A 13,793-nucleotide genomic window follows, 5' to 3' on the forward strand; every position below is an offset into this window, starting at 1 on the left:
CTTTTCAACTAGATTGTTAATGTTGTAAAATGATGAGAGAGATTATAAAAATTGCAAAGGAGAGGGATTATGTTAAAGAAATTGATTCGCAATGAAAAAGGTTTAACGTTAATTGAGTTGTTGGCGGTTATCGTTATTTTAGGGATTATTGCAGCGATTGCAATTCCGAGCATCGGGGGATTAATTGACAACTCGAAAAAAGATGCGCACGTAGCAAACGCACAGCAAATGATTAACGCGGCGAAAATTGCTGTAACGGCGGATAAAGATTTAATTCCGGCTAATGGGAAATACACAGTACTTCCGCTTGCTTATTTGGAAAACAAGGGCTATCTAGAGACAGTAAAAGATCCAGACGGGGATACTACAACATATACAAAAGCACTTAAAGATTATAATGGCGAACCAATTACCGCCCAAAGTGATCCAAAAGGAGACTATTCCTATGTACTTATAGAAAATGAAAACACAAAATTAAAATATTATGTGAAACTAATTAATAGCTCACGTGGTGTATTTGGAACAGGTGGAGCTGCTGTAGAAGAAAAAAACTTAAAACGTGATGCAGTAAACGACATTAAAAAATAGACACAGCCAAGTAAAAAAGAATAAATAAACAATCTAAATTTATAATAAATTTACAATTAGAGTGATCGCATATGTTGTTTTTTATTTCTTTCCTCCTCGGTCTTCTTCTCGGTTCTTTTTATAACGTTGTTGGGTTAAGGGTGCCGAAAGGGGAGTCGATTGTTGCGCCGCGTTCGCATTGTCCGTCTTGTAAGCGAACGTTGACGGCGTTGGAGTTAATTCCGGTCGTGTCGTATGTGTTACAAAAAGGGAAATGTCGCGCATGTTCAGCGCGCATTTCCTTTGTTTACCCATTCGTTGAGCTGTCCACGGCGATGCTGTTTGCGCTTGCCCCACTTTTTGTCGGTTGGTCAGCGGAAATCATCGTTAGTTGGACGCTCATTTCTTTATTCGTTATTATTTTCGTTTCTGATGTGCATTATATGATTATTCCAAACCGTGTTTTATTATTTTTCGCCCCACTTCTTCTTATTGAGCGTCTATGGTTTGCGCCGCTTACTCCGTGGTGGGATAGTTTGTTAGGCAGCATCGTTGGATTTTTGATGTTATTTATTATCGCGCTCATAAGTAAAGGTGGCATGGGTGGTGGAGATATTAAACTGTTTGCCGTGATCGGTTTGGCGCTTGGGGTCAAACTGACGATTTTAGCGTTCTTTTTATCGACGCTCGTCGGGACAATATTCGGGCTTGTCGGCATGGCGATGGGGCATGTGAAGCGTGGTGAACCGATGCCGTTTGGGCCAGCGATTGCTGTCGGAACAATGATCGCTTACTTTTTTGGTGAAGCAATGATCGAGGCATACGTCAATGTTATGATGTAAGGAGAACGAGCTTATGCGGCTTTTTTCAATAAAAAATAAAATAGGCAATATCGTTATAAAAGATCATGTCATTCGCTACGTAGAACTGAAACAAAAGCAACCGCTCGTCTTGCATACGTGCGAGGAATGGCCGCTTCCAGAAGGGATTGTGCGCGACGGAAAAATTGTTAATGAAGAACAGCTTACCGAAGTGTTAGAACAATGCGTGGACGAATGGAAAATAAAACATCGCCGCGTTCGTTTTCTCGTTCCTGATCCGCTCGTCGTCATTCGAAAAATATCATTGCCAAAAGACGTGGACGTCGAAGATATACGCAGTTATTTATTTATGGAAATTGGCGCGACCATTCCACTTCCGTTTGATGATGCGGTATTCGATTATGCGGTGCTTGAAAAAACGGAAGAAGCGCTCCACGTTTTATTATTTGCAGCTCCAGAAGCAAACGTGGTGCAATATGCAGAACTGTTTGAAGCGGTGAAATTAAAACCGATTGTCGCAGATATTTCTCCGCTTAGTTTATATCGCTTATTTTACACGTTTGATTTAGCGAACGATGTTGACCACTTTTTGTTTGTCCAATTCGATTTATCATCGTTAAACGTCAGTGTCTTTCATCAGCACCGTCCGATCTTTACACGACAGCTTGCCTTTGATTCACAATGGACATATTGGGAAAAAACGAATGAAGGATGGAAATGGTTAAAAGAAGGTGAACCAGAGCGACAGCTTGAAGACGTATATAAAGAGCTCGAGCGTGTCATGAACTTTTATCGTTTTTCATTGCAAAAGGGCGAAGCGCAAATTACGCGCATCGTTATAACCGGCGATCATCCACTCATTCATACGTTTTCCCATTTGTTACAAGAGCGGCTTGATGTTGTTGTAGAAATGTTAACGTTGCCGCTTGCGATTGACCCTGCTTACTACTTACCAATCGGACTCGGATTAAAAGAGGGTAATGCACATGCTAGTAGAAATTAACTTATTGCCAAAACGTGAACGGAAATCTCAAATCATCCCAATGATATCGATTGTGGTAGCTGTTTTATTGATCGGTGGCGCGACAACGTTTTATTTCGTTATTCAACATATGGAACAGCAAATATCGCAATTAAAAACAGAGTTGGATCAAACGAAGGCGCTACGCATCGCGGAAGAAGAAAAACAAAAAACAGCCTCGAATGCTTCCGTCGGCGCACAGTTACAAGAAGCGATTCAATGGGCGGAACAATACCCTGTTCATACGGTCGCGCTTTTACATGAATTGATTGAGCGATTGCCAGAGCGCGGCTTTTTAATGAGCATTTCGTACGCCCGTGATGGTGCCATTCAACTAACGGCCCAATTTGATACAACACGCGAAAGTGCCGCATATTTACAAGCGTTAAAAGATGCATCGTTTATCGCTGACGTGAAGCTGACAAGCTTAACTGCAACAGAAGGAAAGACGGAAGAAGAAGGGACAATGCCACGATATATCGGGCAATTTTCCGTTCAACTCAATATGGAAGAATGGAAAAAACAGCAACAAGGAGGGGAAACATGAGAAAAGGATTAATGATCAGCCTCTCTCTTTTGTTGCTTATCGTGCTGTCATTTGCGCTTTATATATACGTGTACAAACCGCTCGATGATCGGCAAGAGCAATTAAAAACGGAATTACAAATGGAAAAAAAGTTGTTACAAACGTTACAAAGTAAACAAACGCCAGACGAGTTGCGCGTCAGCATCGTCGAACTGCAAAAACGCATTCCTGTTCAACCGTTTATTGAGCAGTTTTTATTAGAAATTGAAAAAGCGGAAGCGGTATCAAATAGCATCGTGCTGTCGCTTTCATTTCAAGAGGGCGAACAAATCGAAGGAGCTCCAACTCCTATTCAAAAATTGACGGTCAGCATGTCTGTTCGTTCTCCTTCGTACTTTGCACTTGAACAATTCATCGACGTACTAGAGCGATCGAAGCGCATTGTTTCTGTTGATTCATTATCGTTTACCGGATATGAAGAATGGACGACAGTGATGGATGAAGTGCCAGAGCTTTCTTATTCCCTTACGGTTTCAACGTTTTACGCACCAGAATTGCGTCAATGGATTGAGCAATTGCCACCGCTTGACTTACCACAACCGAGTGAAAAGCGAAATCCATTCCCTTCACTAACGGATCAATAAGGGGGCGGTGGGATGCAAGATGAGCGCGGAATGACGTTAATCGAACTGTTAGCTGTCGTTGTGATTTTGAGTATTTTAATGATGATTGCGACCATTTCTGTCATTGAGGTAATAAAAAAGTCGCGCGATCAAGCGTTTGTTGCGGCCGCGTATTCGCTCTATGAAGCGGCACGTCTTCATGTCGGCGCGCAAAAAGCAGAGTTTTTAACGCCGAACGAAAGCGAAAGATTAACGTATGAAAAATTAGCGAATGACGGTGTCATCGAAGTGATCATTGATCCGTATACGTCAAAGCGTTTGCAGCCGAGCGGTGATTCGTACGTCATTGTGACAAAACAAAGCGACGGTACGATCACATATGCTGTTTGTTTAAAAGGGGAAACAAAGCAAATTTGTAAAGAAAACGGCGTGCCTGTCGATCAATTGTCTGTCAATGATATTCGAGACAAGTAGTGCGAAATTTGACGAAAACCTTCCGCAACGAGACGACAAATGTCTCGTTTTTTTTTTCTTTTTTTATGTTACGATGGGCGAAGAATGACAGCGGGAGGGGAAAAAGATGGACAAGCCAGCGAAAAAAGCAATTATTATTAAAGTGAATGGCAAAGAACAACCGTACACGACTGCGATGAGCGCGTTACCGCAATGGTCAAGTGAGCAAAATGAGGAACAAAGCGAAGAACAACATGATTTCATTGAATGGGATAAACAATATAAAACAAAACGATCGCCTTGGCGCTCCTTTCTGTTCGCGATTGCTTTAGCAGTCGTTCTTGGGACAAGCTTTGGCTTCCTTGTGTTAACAATTATTCCGACAGCAGAGAAGACAGCATCGCCAGCGACGTTGCAACAAGAACAAAAAGAAGAAGCCCCGATTGCGCAACGAACCGAGACGGTTTTTGTCATTCAAGGAGGAGTGTTTCAAGATGAAAAAGCAGCGAATGTATATGTACAAAAAATAAAGGCACAACAACGTCCGAGCGTCATGATTGGAAAACAGCCTGTTTACGTATTTTTAGGTATGGCATTGACAAAAGAGGAGGCAAAGCAAATGGCAAGTTTATATGAACCGCTCGGCATTGACACGTACGTGAAATCGTGGAATGTATCTATTGATGAAAAAGAAAAAGAACCATTTGTAACGATTGTTTCCGTTATTAGTCGATTGTTAAATGGACAGCAACTTCAAAATGAACAATGGAAACAGCTGCAATCGTATTCACCTCACAATGAGCAAGTGAAAAAAGCATATGAAGCGCTTTTTACTTTTCGTCAATCAAATGACCAAAAGCAATTATGGGAAGCTCAACAACATATATTACACGTTTTACAATAAGAAGCGCGCTGCTTCTTTTTTTTTCTTTGTCGAACCGTTGTATATTGTGTATAAATTTGGTACGATACAAGTGTATCTTCCTTGAAACAAACGCTCATGACAGAAAGGTGATGACGATGCAACTTGTGTTAGCTTCTAGTTCTCCTCGTCGAAAACAACTTCTTCGTATGCTTGGACTTCCGTTTGACATCCTCGTTAGCGATGTCGATGAATCATTCGATGACGACCTATCCCCAAGTGAAATTGTGCAGCAGCTCGCGTATAAAAAAGCGTATGCGGTATGGCAACAAGCAAGCGATGCGTGTGTCATCGGTGCAGATACGATTGTCGTATGTGAAGGAGATGTGCTTGGAAAGCCAGCGAGCGAACAAGACGCCTTTCGCATGTTAAAACGTTTATCAGGGACGACGCATGAAGTATGGACAGGTGTAGCGATTTGTACGACAAACACATGCGTCACATTTGCTGAGAAGACGGATGTCACATTTTGGCCGCTTTCAGATGAAGACATTTGGGCGTATATTGCGACGAAAGAGCCGCTTGATAAAGCGGGGGCATATGGCATTCAACAACGCGGGGCACTTTTCGTTCAAAAAGTGAATGGGGATTATTTTTCCGTTGTTGGCTTGCCGATCGCTAGGCTTGCCCGCGAATTAAAAAAATTCGGATTTTACCCATTTCGTTAAAAAACGGTTAAAATAGAGGGGGGAACGTATGCTTATTCGTCATGTTCCGCCCGATGACCGTCCGCGTGAACGCTTGCTTTCTGAAGGACCGCAAAGCTTATCAAATCAAGAACTGTTAGCGATATTGCTTCGCACGGGGACAAAGCAATATTCTGTTCTCACACTTGCACAACATTTACTCACCCATTTCGAAGGACTTCGTCAGCTAAAAGATGCGACTATCGAAGAAATGACAAGCATTAAAGGAATCGGAAAAACAAAAGCGATTCAAATTATTGCAGCGCTTGAACTTGGTCGGCGCGTACACCAGATGCAATATGACGATCGCTACGTCATTCGCTCGCCAGAAGACGGTGCGCGTTATGTCATGGAAGATATGCGTTTTTTAAGCCAAGAACATTTCGTTGTGTTATATTTAAATACGAAAAACCAAGTGATGCATAAAAAAACGGTATTCATTGGCAGTTTAAATGCGTCGATTGTTCATCCGCGCGAAGTATATAAAGAGGCGATAAAACGTTCGGCAGCATCGATTATTTGCATTCATAATCATCCGTCAGGAGATCCAACACCGAGCCGGGAAGATATTGAAGTGACGCGCAGGCTCGTGGAATGTGGTCGTCTCGTCGGTATTGAGCTACTCGACCATTTAATCATTGGTGATAAAACGTATGTTAGCTTAAAAGAAAAAGGATATGTGTAAATCATTCTCTTTTTATCACAATTGCGTTATAATAAATTGTCATGAGTTTTTGAAAGCATTTTGTTTCAGAAAGGAAGATACGAACATGTTTGGCATTGGATCAAAAGATCTCGGAATAGATTTAGGTACGGCGAATACGCTTGTTTATGTGAAAGGAAAAGGAATTGTGTTGCGCGAGCCTTCTGTCGTTGCGCTACAAAAAGATACGAAGCAAATTGTTGCGGTCGGTAATGAAGCAAAACAAATGATCGGGCGCACGCCAGGAAACGTAGTTGCGCTTCGTCCGATGAAAGATGGAGTAATCGCTGATTATGAAACGACAGCTATTATGATGAAGTATTACATTAAGCAAGCGACGAAAAACAGCGGATTGTTTGCTGGAAAGCCATATGTTATGGTTTGCGTTCCATCGGGGATCACCGCAGTAGAAGAGCGTGCCGTGATTGATGCGACGAGACAAGCTGGGGCTCGCGACGCTTACACAATTGAAGAGCCGTTTGCCGCGGCAATCGGTGCGAACTTGCCTGTATGGGAGCCGACAGGAAGCATGGTCGTCGATATTGGGGGTGGCACAACGGAAGTCGCTGTCATTTCTTTAGGTGGCATTGTAACGAGTCAATCCATCCGTGTCGCTGGCGATGAAATGGATGAGGCGATCATTCAATATATTCGTAAAACGTACAATTTAATGATCGGGGAGCGTACAGCGGAAGCGATTAAAGTCGAAATTGGTTCCGCGGGTAATACAGAAGGAATCGGAAGCATGGAAATTCGCGGTCGTGATTTATTAACAGGGTTGCCAAAAACGATTGAAATTCACGCAGAAGAAATTGCAGAAGCATTGCGTGATACAGTATATGCCATCGTTGATTCCGTGAAAAATACGCTTGAAAAAACGCCGCCGGAGCTTGCAGCCGATATTATGGATCGCGGAATCGTGTTAACAGGTGGAGGAGCGTTGTTGCGCAACTTAGATAAAGTCATTAGCCAAGAAACGAACATGCCGGTCATTATTGCCGAAAACCCGCTCGACTGCGTTGCGATTGGTACAGGAAAAGCGCTTGATCATATTCATTTATTTAAAAATAAAGCGCGAGACCATCGCTAATGCATAAGAAGGTGTTTTTATGCCGAAGTTTTTCTTAAATAAACGGCTCATCATATTGCTTGTCAGTATCATGCTTCTCGTCGCCTTGATCGGTTTTTCATTGAAAGAGCGAAACGAATTAAGCTGGATGGAAAAGTTTGTGAAAGACACTGTTGTTTTTATGCAATCGATCGTGCACAAGCCCGCACAGTTTGTTGCGGGCTTCTTTGAAAATGTGAGTGATTTGCGCCATACATATGAGGAAAACAAACGTTTAAAAGAGCATTTAGAACAATACGTTCTTTTGCAATCGGAAGTGGAATCGCTAAAAAAAGAAAACGAGCGATTGCGTGAGCTGCTTGATAAAAAAGAAAGTTTACGTGACTTCGTTGCTATTCAGGCGACAGTCATTGGGCGCAACCCAGATCGTTGGGAAGAGACGTTAATTGTCAATAAAGGATCACAGCACGGTGTGAAAAAAAATATGGCGGTTATTACACCACAAGGACTAATCGGCAAAGTGCGGAGCGTATCGCCATTTAGCGCAACGGTGCAACTGCTAAGCGCAAAAGATCGGCAAAATCGCATTTCCGCATTTATTCAAGGAGATGAAAACGTATTCGGTTTAATAGAGGGATACGATGAAGCGCGGGAGATGTTGCTACTTAAACGCATTCCATATGACGCGAAAATCGAGAAAGGGCAGCGTGTCTTTACATCAGGACTTGGCGGAATTTTTCCAAAAGGATTGTTTATCGGAGAAGTGGAAGAAGTCGTTGCGGATGAGTACGGACTTACACAAATTGCCTACATCAAGCCAGCAGCGAATTTTTATGACATTGATGATGTGATCATTGTGAAACGGAAAATTGATATGGTGCAAGAGGAGGAAGAGCAATGAATCGCTTCTTTCTTTCTTCTCTTGTGACCGTCGTGTTTTTATTTGAAAGCATCATTGTCCAGTTGCTTTCCTACCCGTTATTTGATGTTTATTTGCTTGTTCCGCGTATGTTACTCGTTTTTATCGTGTTTATTACGATTTTTATTGGACAAACAGAAGGAATGACGTACGGATTCATCTTCGGTCTATTATACGATGTAGCATATACGGAACTATTGGGTGCTTATGCCTTTGCCTTTTCGCTCATCGCTTATTTAATTGCAAAGGCGATGAACGTTTTTCATAAAAATGCATGGACGGCTTCTTTTTTTGCCATTGTGGCGATTGCATGTGTCGAATGGTACGCATACGCCATCCAACTTGTTATCGGTGGAACAACCATGTCTGTCCAAACGTTTTTACAAGCACGTTTTTTGCCAACGTTGTTTATTCACACAATAATCATTTTGGTCGCCGCCTATCCGCTAAAGCAAACGTTGTTAAAGTGGCATAAGAAACAGGACGAATCGTCGCGAGTGTGAAGGAATACAAAAAAAATGCGGAGAAATATTCATTGAGGTGAAAGTTGTGGCTGGCAAGGAGAAAAGAGCATATGTGTCGATGAAAGGAACGAAAGAAGGACTGATGTTGTATCTCGACGATACGTGCGCCTATGACGAATTGTTAAAGCAAGTGGACGAATTGTTGACGACAACAACTCGCGACGAAGAAGGTCCGCTTGTTTCGGTGCATGTACATGTTGGCAACAGATATTTGACGCGTGAGCAAGAAGAACGATTGCGCGATGTCATTCGAATGAAAAAAAACTTAATCGTCCACTCGATTGTAAGCAACGTAATGACGAAACAAGAGGCGTTAGAATGGAAGAAGAAAAATGAAATTGTATCTGTTGCGAAAATTATTCGTTCTGGGCAAGTGCTACATGTCGATGGAGATTTACTGTTAATAGGTGATGTGAATCCTGGCGGAACTGTTATTGCCACAGGAAACATTTTTGTATTAGGGGCGTTACGCGGCATTGCTCATGCGGGATATGATGGCAATCGTCAAGCGATCATTGCTGCGTCAGTTATGAAGCCGACACAGTTGCGCATTAGCGATGTGATGAATCGAGCACCAGACTATCGTGCTGATGAAGGAAATGAAATGGAGTGCGCCTATATTGATGAACACGATCAAATTGTTGTCGATCGCCTGCAACTATTGATGCATTTACGACCGAATTTAACCCGATTAGAAAGGAGCATTTGACAGTGGGAGAAGCGATTGTTATTACTTCTGGTAAAGGCGGCGTTGGCAAAACAACAACGACAGCCAATCTCGGCACGGCGCTCGCCTTGCTAGGAAAGCGCGTCTGTCTCGTTGATACCGATATCGGGCTACGCAATCTCGATGTCATCATGGGGTTAGAAAATCGTATCATCTATGATCTTGTCGACGTTGTTGAAGGACGTTGCACGATTCAAAAAGCGCTCGTCAAAGATAAACGGTTTGAGGATCGCCTTTATTTATTGCCAGCTGCTCAAACGAGCGACAAGTCTGCTGTGACGCCGAAACAAATGAAACAGCTCATTGACGATTTAAGACAAGATTACGATTATATTTTAATTGATTGCCCAGCAGGTATTGAACAAGGATATAAAAATGCTGTCGCAGGAGCGGATGAAGCGATCGTTGTGACGACGCCAGATATTTCAGCGGTTCGCGATGCCGACCGAATTATCGGTTTGCTTGAAAAAGAAGAGCATATGAGACGACCACGTTTAATTATTAACCGCATTCGCAGCCATATGTTGAAAAATCATGATATGTTAGATATTGATGAAATTGTCATGCACTTATCGATTGATTTACTCGGCATTATCGTTGATGACGAACATGTGATTAAAGCATCAAACAATGGCGAGCCGATCGTTCTCGATCCGAATAGTAAAGCGTCCCTGGCGTATCGCAACATCGCCCGTCGCCTTCTCGGTGAATCGGTTCCGCTTATGTCGCTTGATGATGAAGAACAAAAAGGCTTTTTCTCGAAAATTAAAAAACTGTTTAGCGCTCGTTAGCACTTCCGATTGGAGGTGCTTTTTTCATTCATATGTTCCCGACCTCCCCCATACATATAATACAAATAGGACGAGAGGGGTGGGAGTGTGAGCGATCGAATTGAACATATTCGAAAACGAATCGCCAAGCGAAAAAAGGAGCGTGAACGTTACGTTCAAACGATGTTGACGAATTGGGGCGAGGATGAAAAATACGGGAATCCGACTGTTGTGACGTATGATGGCGATCGGGAGCCGCCGGTGTTTCGTAAAGATATATTTTTATTGAAAAGTTTTTTGGCGGCGATGTTATTTTTTAGCGTTGCCATTTTGTTTCAATATGATTCTCCGAAAATAGAAGGGGCACGCACATTCGTCAAACAAGTGATGGAAAAAGATTTTCAATTTGCGACCGTTGCGCAATGGTATGAAAACACATTCGGCAAGCCGCTTGCATTTTTTCAAACAAAAAAACAACAAGAGACAACCGCTTCAGCGTATGCCTTCCCTGCTTCAGCACGTGTTGTAGAAACATTCGAACATAATGGACAAGGCGTTGTTATTGAAACTAATCAAGCCATTAAAGCAGTCGAAGAAGGGATTGTCGTGTTCGCCGGTGTGAAAGAACCGTATGGAAAAACGGTCATTATTCAACATGCAGACGGAAGTGAAACGTGGTATGGAAAATTATCAGCTATTTCTGTAAAGTTATATGATTTTATTGAAGCGGGAAAAGAAGTAGGGAAGGCGGAAGCGAATAATCAGAAAGGTGTATTTTATTTTGCTATTAAACAAGGGGATCGTTTTATTGACCCGGTTCAGGTGATTTCCTTTGAATAAATGGCTCTCTACGTTTATGAACATTCACATCCATCCGCTGCTTTGGTTCATTGCGCTCATTGCAATTATGACAGCGCAATTTCAAACGCTGCTCTTACTATTTTGGATTGTGCTTTGGCACGAACTTGGACACGTTTTTGCAGCTCATTTGTTTTCATGGCGTGTCAAACGCGTTTTACTCTTGCCTTTCGGTGGTGTTGCCGAAATGGATGAGCATGGAAATCGTCCGTTTCATGAAGAATTGATCGTAACACTAGCAGGTCCTTTTCAGCACATATTTATTTTTTTTATGGCGTATATCGCTCACGAGGCAAACGTGTTATCTAATGAATGGTATCAGCAGATCATTGAATATAATTCATCTATTTTACTTATTAACTTATTACCGATTTGGCCGCTCGATGGAGGAAAGTTATTGTTCCTTTACCGTACAATGCGTACATCGTTTCGAAGGGCGCATGAACAAGCGCTTTATGCGTCGATCTTTTTTTTAAGCGTATGTTTTATCTGTTTATTGACGATGGCGCCGATGCAAATCAATTTATGGATCATTGTTTGTTTTTTAGCACATGCCATTTGGCTCGAATGGAAGCAACGCACATACGTATGGATGCGCTTTTTACTTGAAAGATATTACGGCAAGCGAGTGGAATATGTGGCGTTAAAACGTCTTGTCGTGGATGCAAATGATCCTTTATTTCGCGTCCTTCTTTTATTTCATCGAGGGAAAAAACATGCGATTATTGTAAAGAAAAATCAAATGGAAATGGAGCTCGATGAAAACGAATTGCTGTATGCATATTTTCATGAAAAACGAACGAATGAACCGATCGGCCATTTACTTTATACGTATTGACAATTGTTTTCTTTTTGTGCTATCATCTTCTATGTTGTGTAGCACCCGTGCTACAACCGCTCAGCTAAGGCTATTTAAGCGTTCGCTTGAACCGCCTCGCAGCTGGCGAGTCTGAGTCTAATTTAGGAGGTGCAAATATGTACGCGATTATTGAAACTGGTGGAAAACAAATTAAAGTACAAGAAGGTCAAGCCATTTACATCGAGAAAATCGATGCAGCAGAAGGCGAAACAGTAACATTTGACAAAGTGTTATTTGTAGGTGGCGAAAACGTAAAAGTTGGCAACCCTACAGTCGCTGGTGCAACAGTAACGGCGAAAGTTGAAAAACATGGTCGTCAAAAGAAGATCATCGTTTTCAAATATAAGCCAAAGAAAAACTATCGTCGTAAACAAGGTCATCGCCAACCATACACAAAAGTTGTCATCGAAAAAATTAACGCGTAAGGCATGAGCGATGATTCGTATAACGATTAATCGAACGGCAGAAGGAACGATCCGTTCCTTTACCATTAGCGGACACGCTCAGTTTGCGAAGCGTGGGCAAGACATTGTATGTGCTGGTGTATCCGCTATCTCGTTTGGTGCGGTCAATGCAATCATTGCCTTGACGAATGTGAAACCGATCATTCAACAAGGAAAGGACGGCTATCTTCATTGTGAACTTCCGACAATTGAAGATGCGAAAGTGTTAGCCGACGTGCAACTTCTTCTTGAAGGAATGATCGTGTCGCTCCAAACGATTGAGCGTGATTACGGAAAATACGTCAACATAACGACGAAAACGTTGTAGGAGGTGACACGACATGTTGCGTTTAGATCTTCAGTTTTTCGCATCGAAAAAAGGGGTAGGTTCAACAAAGAACGGTCGTGATTCGATCGCAAAACGTCTTGGCGCGAAGCGTGCAGACGGTCAATTCGTTACAGGCGGTTCTATTCTTTACCGTCAACGCGGAACAAAAATTTACCCAGGATTGAACGTAGGCCGCGGTGGCGATGACACACTTTATGCGAAAGTTGATGGCATCGTTCGTTTCGAGCGCATGGGTCGCGATCGTAAAAAAGTGAGTGTTTATCCTGTCGTGAAAGAAGCATAAAGAAGTGGAAAACTCTAACCGACTTGGTTAGGGTTTTCTTTTTGTTGGCGTATGTTATAATTATACTCAAAATGTTTATGGGAGAATGAATGATGGAGAAGCGGTGGACAATTGTAGAAGCGTTGCGTCATTCCAGGCACGACTGGCTCAATAAAGTTCAGCTCATTAAAGGGAATTTATCGTTGCAACGGATGGATCGCGTCAATGAGATTATTCAACAAATTATCATTGAGGCAGAACATGAAGCGAAGCTAACGAATTTACAAGCGGAACGGTTCGCTGAATTATTGATGACGTACCATTGGCAAGCTCGCCATATTCAACTAGAGTATGAAGTGTTAGGAGAGCCACGCTCGCTACATGCGTATGATCATATGCTTGTTACATGGTGTCAAACATTTTTACATATGCTTGAGGAATGTTCTTCTCCACATGTTGAAAACTATGTAACGATTACGATTGATTTAACGAAGAAAGATGTGCGCCTCTTTTTTGATTATCGCGGTATGCTTCACAAATTTGAGGCGGTGAAAGCATGGATTCAAAAACATAGTCAATATGAGGCGCTCTCGCTTTATGAATATGTCATTCAAGAACATGAACTAACGCTATGTGCAACTATTTCATCTTTTTACATCTTTTTAAATGAAAGATGAACAGATCGGAGGAG

General features: G+C 42.2%; 20 protein-coding genes and 1 other annotated feature. All 20 genes read left to right on the forward strand.

Annotated features, from left to right (window positions below):
• The first annotated feature begins 69 nt into the window (after nucleotides 1-69).
• The 20 genes from NSQ23_RS04325 (at nucleotide 70) to NSQ23_RS04420 (ending at nucleotide 13,779) form a co-directional block, all read left to right on the forward strand.
• Nucleotides 70-588 carry a prepilin-type N-terminal cleavage/methylation domain-containing protein gene (locus NSQ23_RS04325; RefSeq protein WP_064214441.1) on the forward strand — a complete coding sequence of 173 codons (519 nt, stop codon included), beginning with the start codon at nucleotides 70-72 and terminating at the stop codon, nucleotides 586-588.
• Between the two features lie 71 nt (nucleotides 589-659).
• The gene (locus tag NSQ23_RS04330; protein WP_339173248.1) at nucleotides 660-1,409 is read left to right on the forward strand and encodes an A24 family peptidase; all 750 of its coding nucleotides are present in this window, start codon (nucleotides 660-662) and stop codon (nucleotides 1,407-1,409) included.
• Between the two features lie 13 nt (nucleotides 1,410-1,422).
• A complete protein-coding gene (gene pilM, locus NSQ23_RS04335) occupies nucleotides 1,423-2,391 on the forward strand; it encodes a pilus assembly protein PilM (RefSeq protein ID WP_339173251.1) in 969 nt (322 codons plus the stop codon).
• Entirely contained in the window at nucleotides 2,375-2,956 is a 582-nt protein-coding gene (locus NSQ23_RS04340; RefSeq protein ID WP_339173254.1) for a PilN domain-containing protein, read from the forward strand. The genes pilM and NSQ23_RS04340 overlap by 17 nt, the downstream gene beginning before the upstream one ends.
• Entirely contained in the window at nucleotides 2,953-3,579 is a 627-nt protein-coding gene (gene pilO / locus NSQ23_RS04345) for a type 4a pilus biogenesis protein PilO (protein ID WP_339173256.1), read from the forward strand. Before NSQ23_RS04340 ends, pilO begins: the two co-directional genes overlap by 4 nt.
• 12 nt (nucleotides 3,580-3,591) lie before the next feature.
• Entirely contained in the window at nucleotides 3,592-4,032 is a 441-nt protein-coding gene (locus NSQ23_RS04350) for a type II secretion system protein (protein WP_339173258.1), read from the forward strand.
• Nucleotides 4,033-4,138: 106 nt separating this feature from the next.
• Nucleotides 4,139-4,915, forward strand: coding sequence for an SPOR domain-containing protein (locus NSQ23_RS04355; protein WP_339173260.1), 777 nt, complete (start codon nucleotides 4,139-4,141; stop codon nucleotides 4,913-4,915).
• Between the two features lie 116 nt (nucleotides 4,916-5,031).
• Nucleotides 5,032-5,601 carry a Maf family protein gene (locus NSQ23_RS04360; RefSeq protein WP_339174281.1) on the forward strand — a complete coding sequence of 190 codons (570 nt, stop codon included), beginning with the start codon at nucleotides 5,032-5,034 and terminating at the stop codon, nucleotides 5,599-5,601.
• Between the two features lie 28 nt (nucleotides 5,602-5,629).
• Complete coding sequence (gene radC / locus NSQ23_RS04365; protein ID WP_003396335.1) at nucleotides 5,630-6,304, forward strand: DNA repair protein RadC; 675 nt, start codon at nucleotides 5,630-5,632, stop codon at nucleotides 6,302-6,304.
• An 85-nt stretch (nucleotides 6,305-6,389) separates the two neighbouring features.
• Nucleotides 6,390-7,412, forward strand: coding sequence for a rod shape-determining protein (locus tag NSQ23_RS04370; protein WP_339173264.1), 1,023 nt, complete (start codon nucleotides 6,390-6,392; stop codon nucleotides 7,410-7,412).
• Between the two features lie 19 nt (nucleotides 7,413-7,431).
• Nucleotides 7,432-8,292, forward strand: a complete 861-nt coding sequence (gene mreC / locus NSQ23_RS04375) for a rod shape-determining protein MreC (RefSeq protein ID WP_339173266.1) — start codon at nucleotides 7,432-7,434, stop codon at nucleotides 8,290-8,292.
• The gene (gene mreD / locus NSQ23_RS04380) at nucleotides 8,289-8,813 is read left to right on the forward strand and encodes a rod shape-determining protein MreD (protein WP_339173269.1); all 525 of its coding nucleotides are present in this window, start codon (nucleotides 8,289-8,291) and stop codon (nucleotides 8,811-8,813) included. The genes mreC and mreD overlap by 4 nt, the downstream gene beginning before the upstream one ends.
• A 37-nt stretch (nucleotides 8,814-8,850) precedes the next feature.
• Nucleotides 8,851-9,543 (forward strand): septum site-determining protein MinC, encoded by a 693-nt coding sequence (gene minC, locus NSQ23_RS04385; protein WP_035018497.1) that lies wholly within the window; start codon nucleotides 8,851-8,853, stop codon nucleotides 9,541-9,543.
• Between the two features lie 2 nt (nucleotides 9,544-9,545).
• On the forward strand, nucleotides 9,546-10,352 hold the full coding sequence (gene minD, locus NSQ23_RS04390; protein ID WP_004889241.1) for a septum site-determining protein MinD: 807 nt from the start codon (nucleotides 9,546-9,548) through the stop codon (nucleotides 10,350-10,352).
• An 87-nt stretch (nucleotides 10,353-10,439) separates the two neighbouring features.
• A complete protein-coding gene (locus NSQ23_RS04395; RefSeq protein ID WP_339173273.1) occupies nucleotides 10,440-11,171 on the forward strand; it encodes a M23 family metallopeptidase in 732 nt (243 codons plus the stop codon).
• The gene (locus tag NSQ23_RS04400) at nucleotides 11,164-12,027 is read left to right on the forward strand and encodes a M50 family metallopeptidase (RefSeq protein ID WP_339173276.1); all 864 of its coding nucleotides are present in this window, start codon (nucleotides 11,164-11,166) and stop codon (nucleotides 12,025-12,027) included. The genes NSQ23_RS04395 and NSQ23_RS04400 overlap by 8 nt, the downstream gene beginning before the upstream one ends.
• 44 nt (nucleotides 12,028-12,071) lie before the next feature.
• Nucleotides 12,072-12,150, forward strand: a sequence feature (ribosomal protein L21 leader region).
• Nucleotides 12,151-12,164: 14 nt separating this feature from the next.
• On the forward strand, nucleotides 12,165-12,473 hold the full coding sequence (gene rplU, locus NSQ23_RS04405; RefSeq protein ID WP_003396311.1) for a 50S ribosomal protein L21: 309 nt from the start codon (nucleotides 12,165-12,167) through the stop codon (nucleotides 12,471-12,473).
• A 10-nt stretch (nucleotides 12,474-12,483) separates the two neighbouring features.
• A complete protein-coding gene (locus NSQ23_RS04410) occupies nucleotides 12,484-12,819 on the forward strand; it encodes a ribosomal-processing cysteine protease Prp (RefSeq protein ID WP_004889244.1) in 336 nt (111 codons plus the stop codon).
• 13 nt (nucleotides 12,820-12,832) lie between these two features.
• A complete protein-coding gene (gene rpmA, locus NSQ23_RS04415) occupies nucleotides 12,833-13,123 on the forward strand; it encodes a 50S ribosomal protein L27 (protein ID WP_003396301.1) in 291 nt (96 codons plus the stop codon).
• An 89-nt stretch (nucleotides 13,124-13,212) separates the two neighbouring features.
• On the forward strand, nucleotides 13,213-13,779 hold the full coding sequence (locus NSQ23_RS04420; RefSeq protein ID WP_339173281.1) for a Spo0B C-terminal domain-containing protein: 567 nt from the start codon (nucleotides 13,213-13,215) through the stop codon (nucleotides 13,777-13,779).
• Nucleotides 13,780-13,793: the final 14 nt, after the last annotated feature.

Origin of the sequence: Anoxybacillus sp. FSL W8-1294 (assembly GCF_037965005.1) — a bacterium.
Classification (GTDB): Bacteria; Bacillota; Bacilli; order Bacillales; family Anoxybacillaceae; genus Anoxybacillus; species Anoxybacillus flavithermus_G.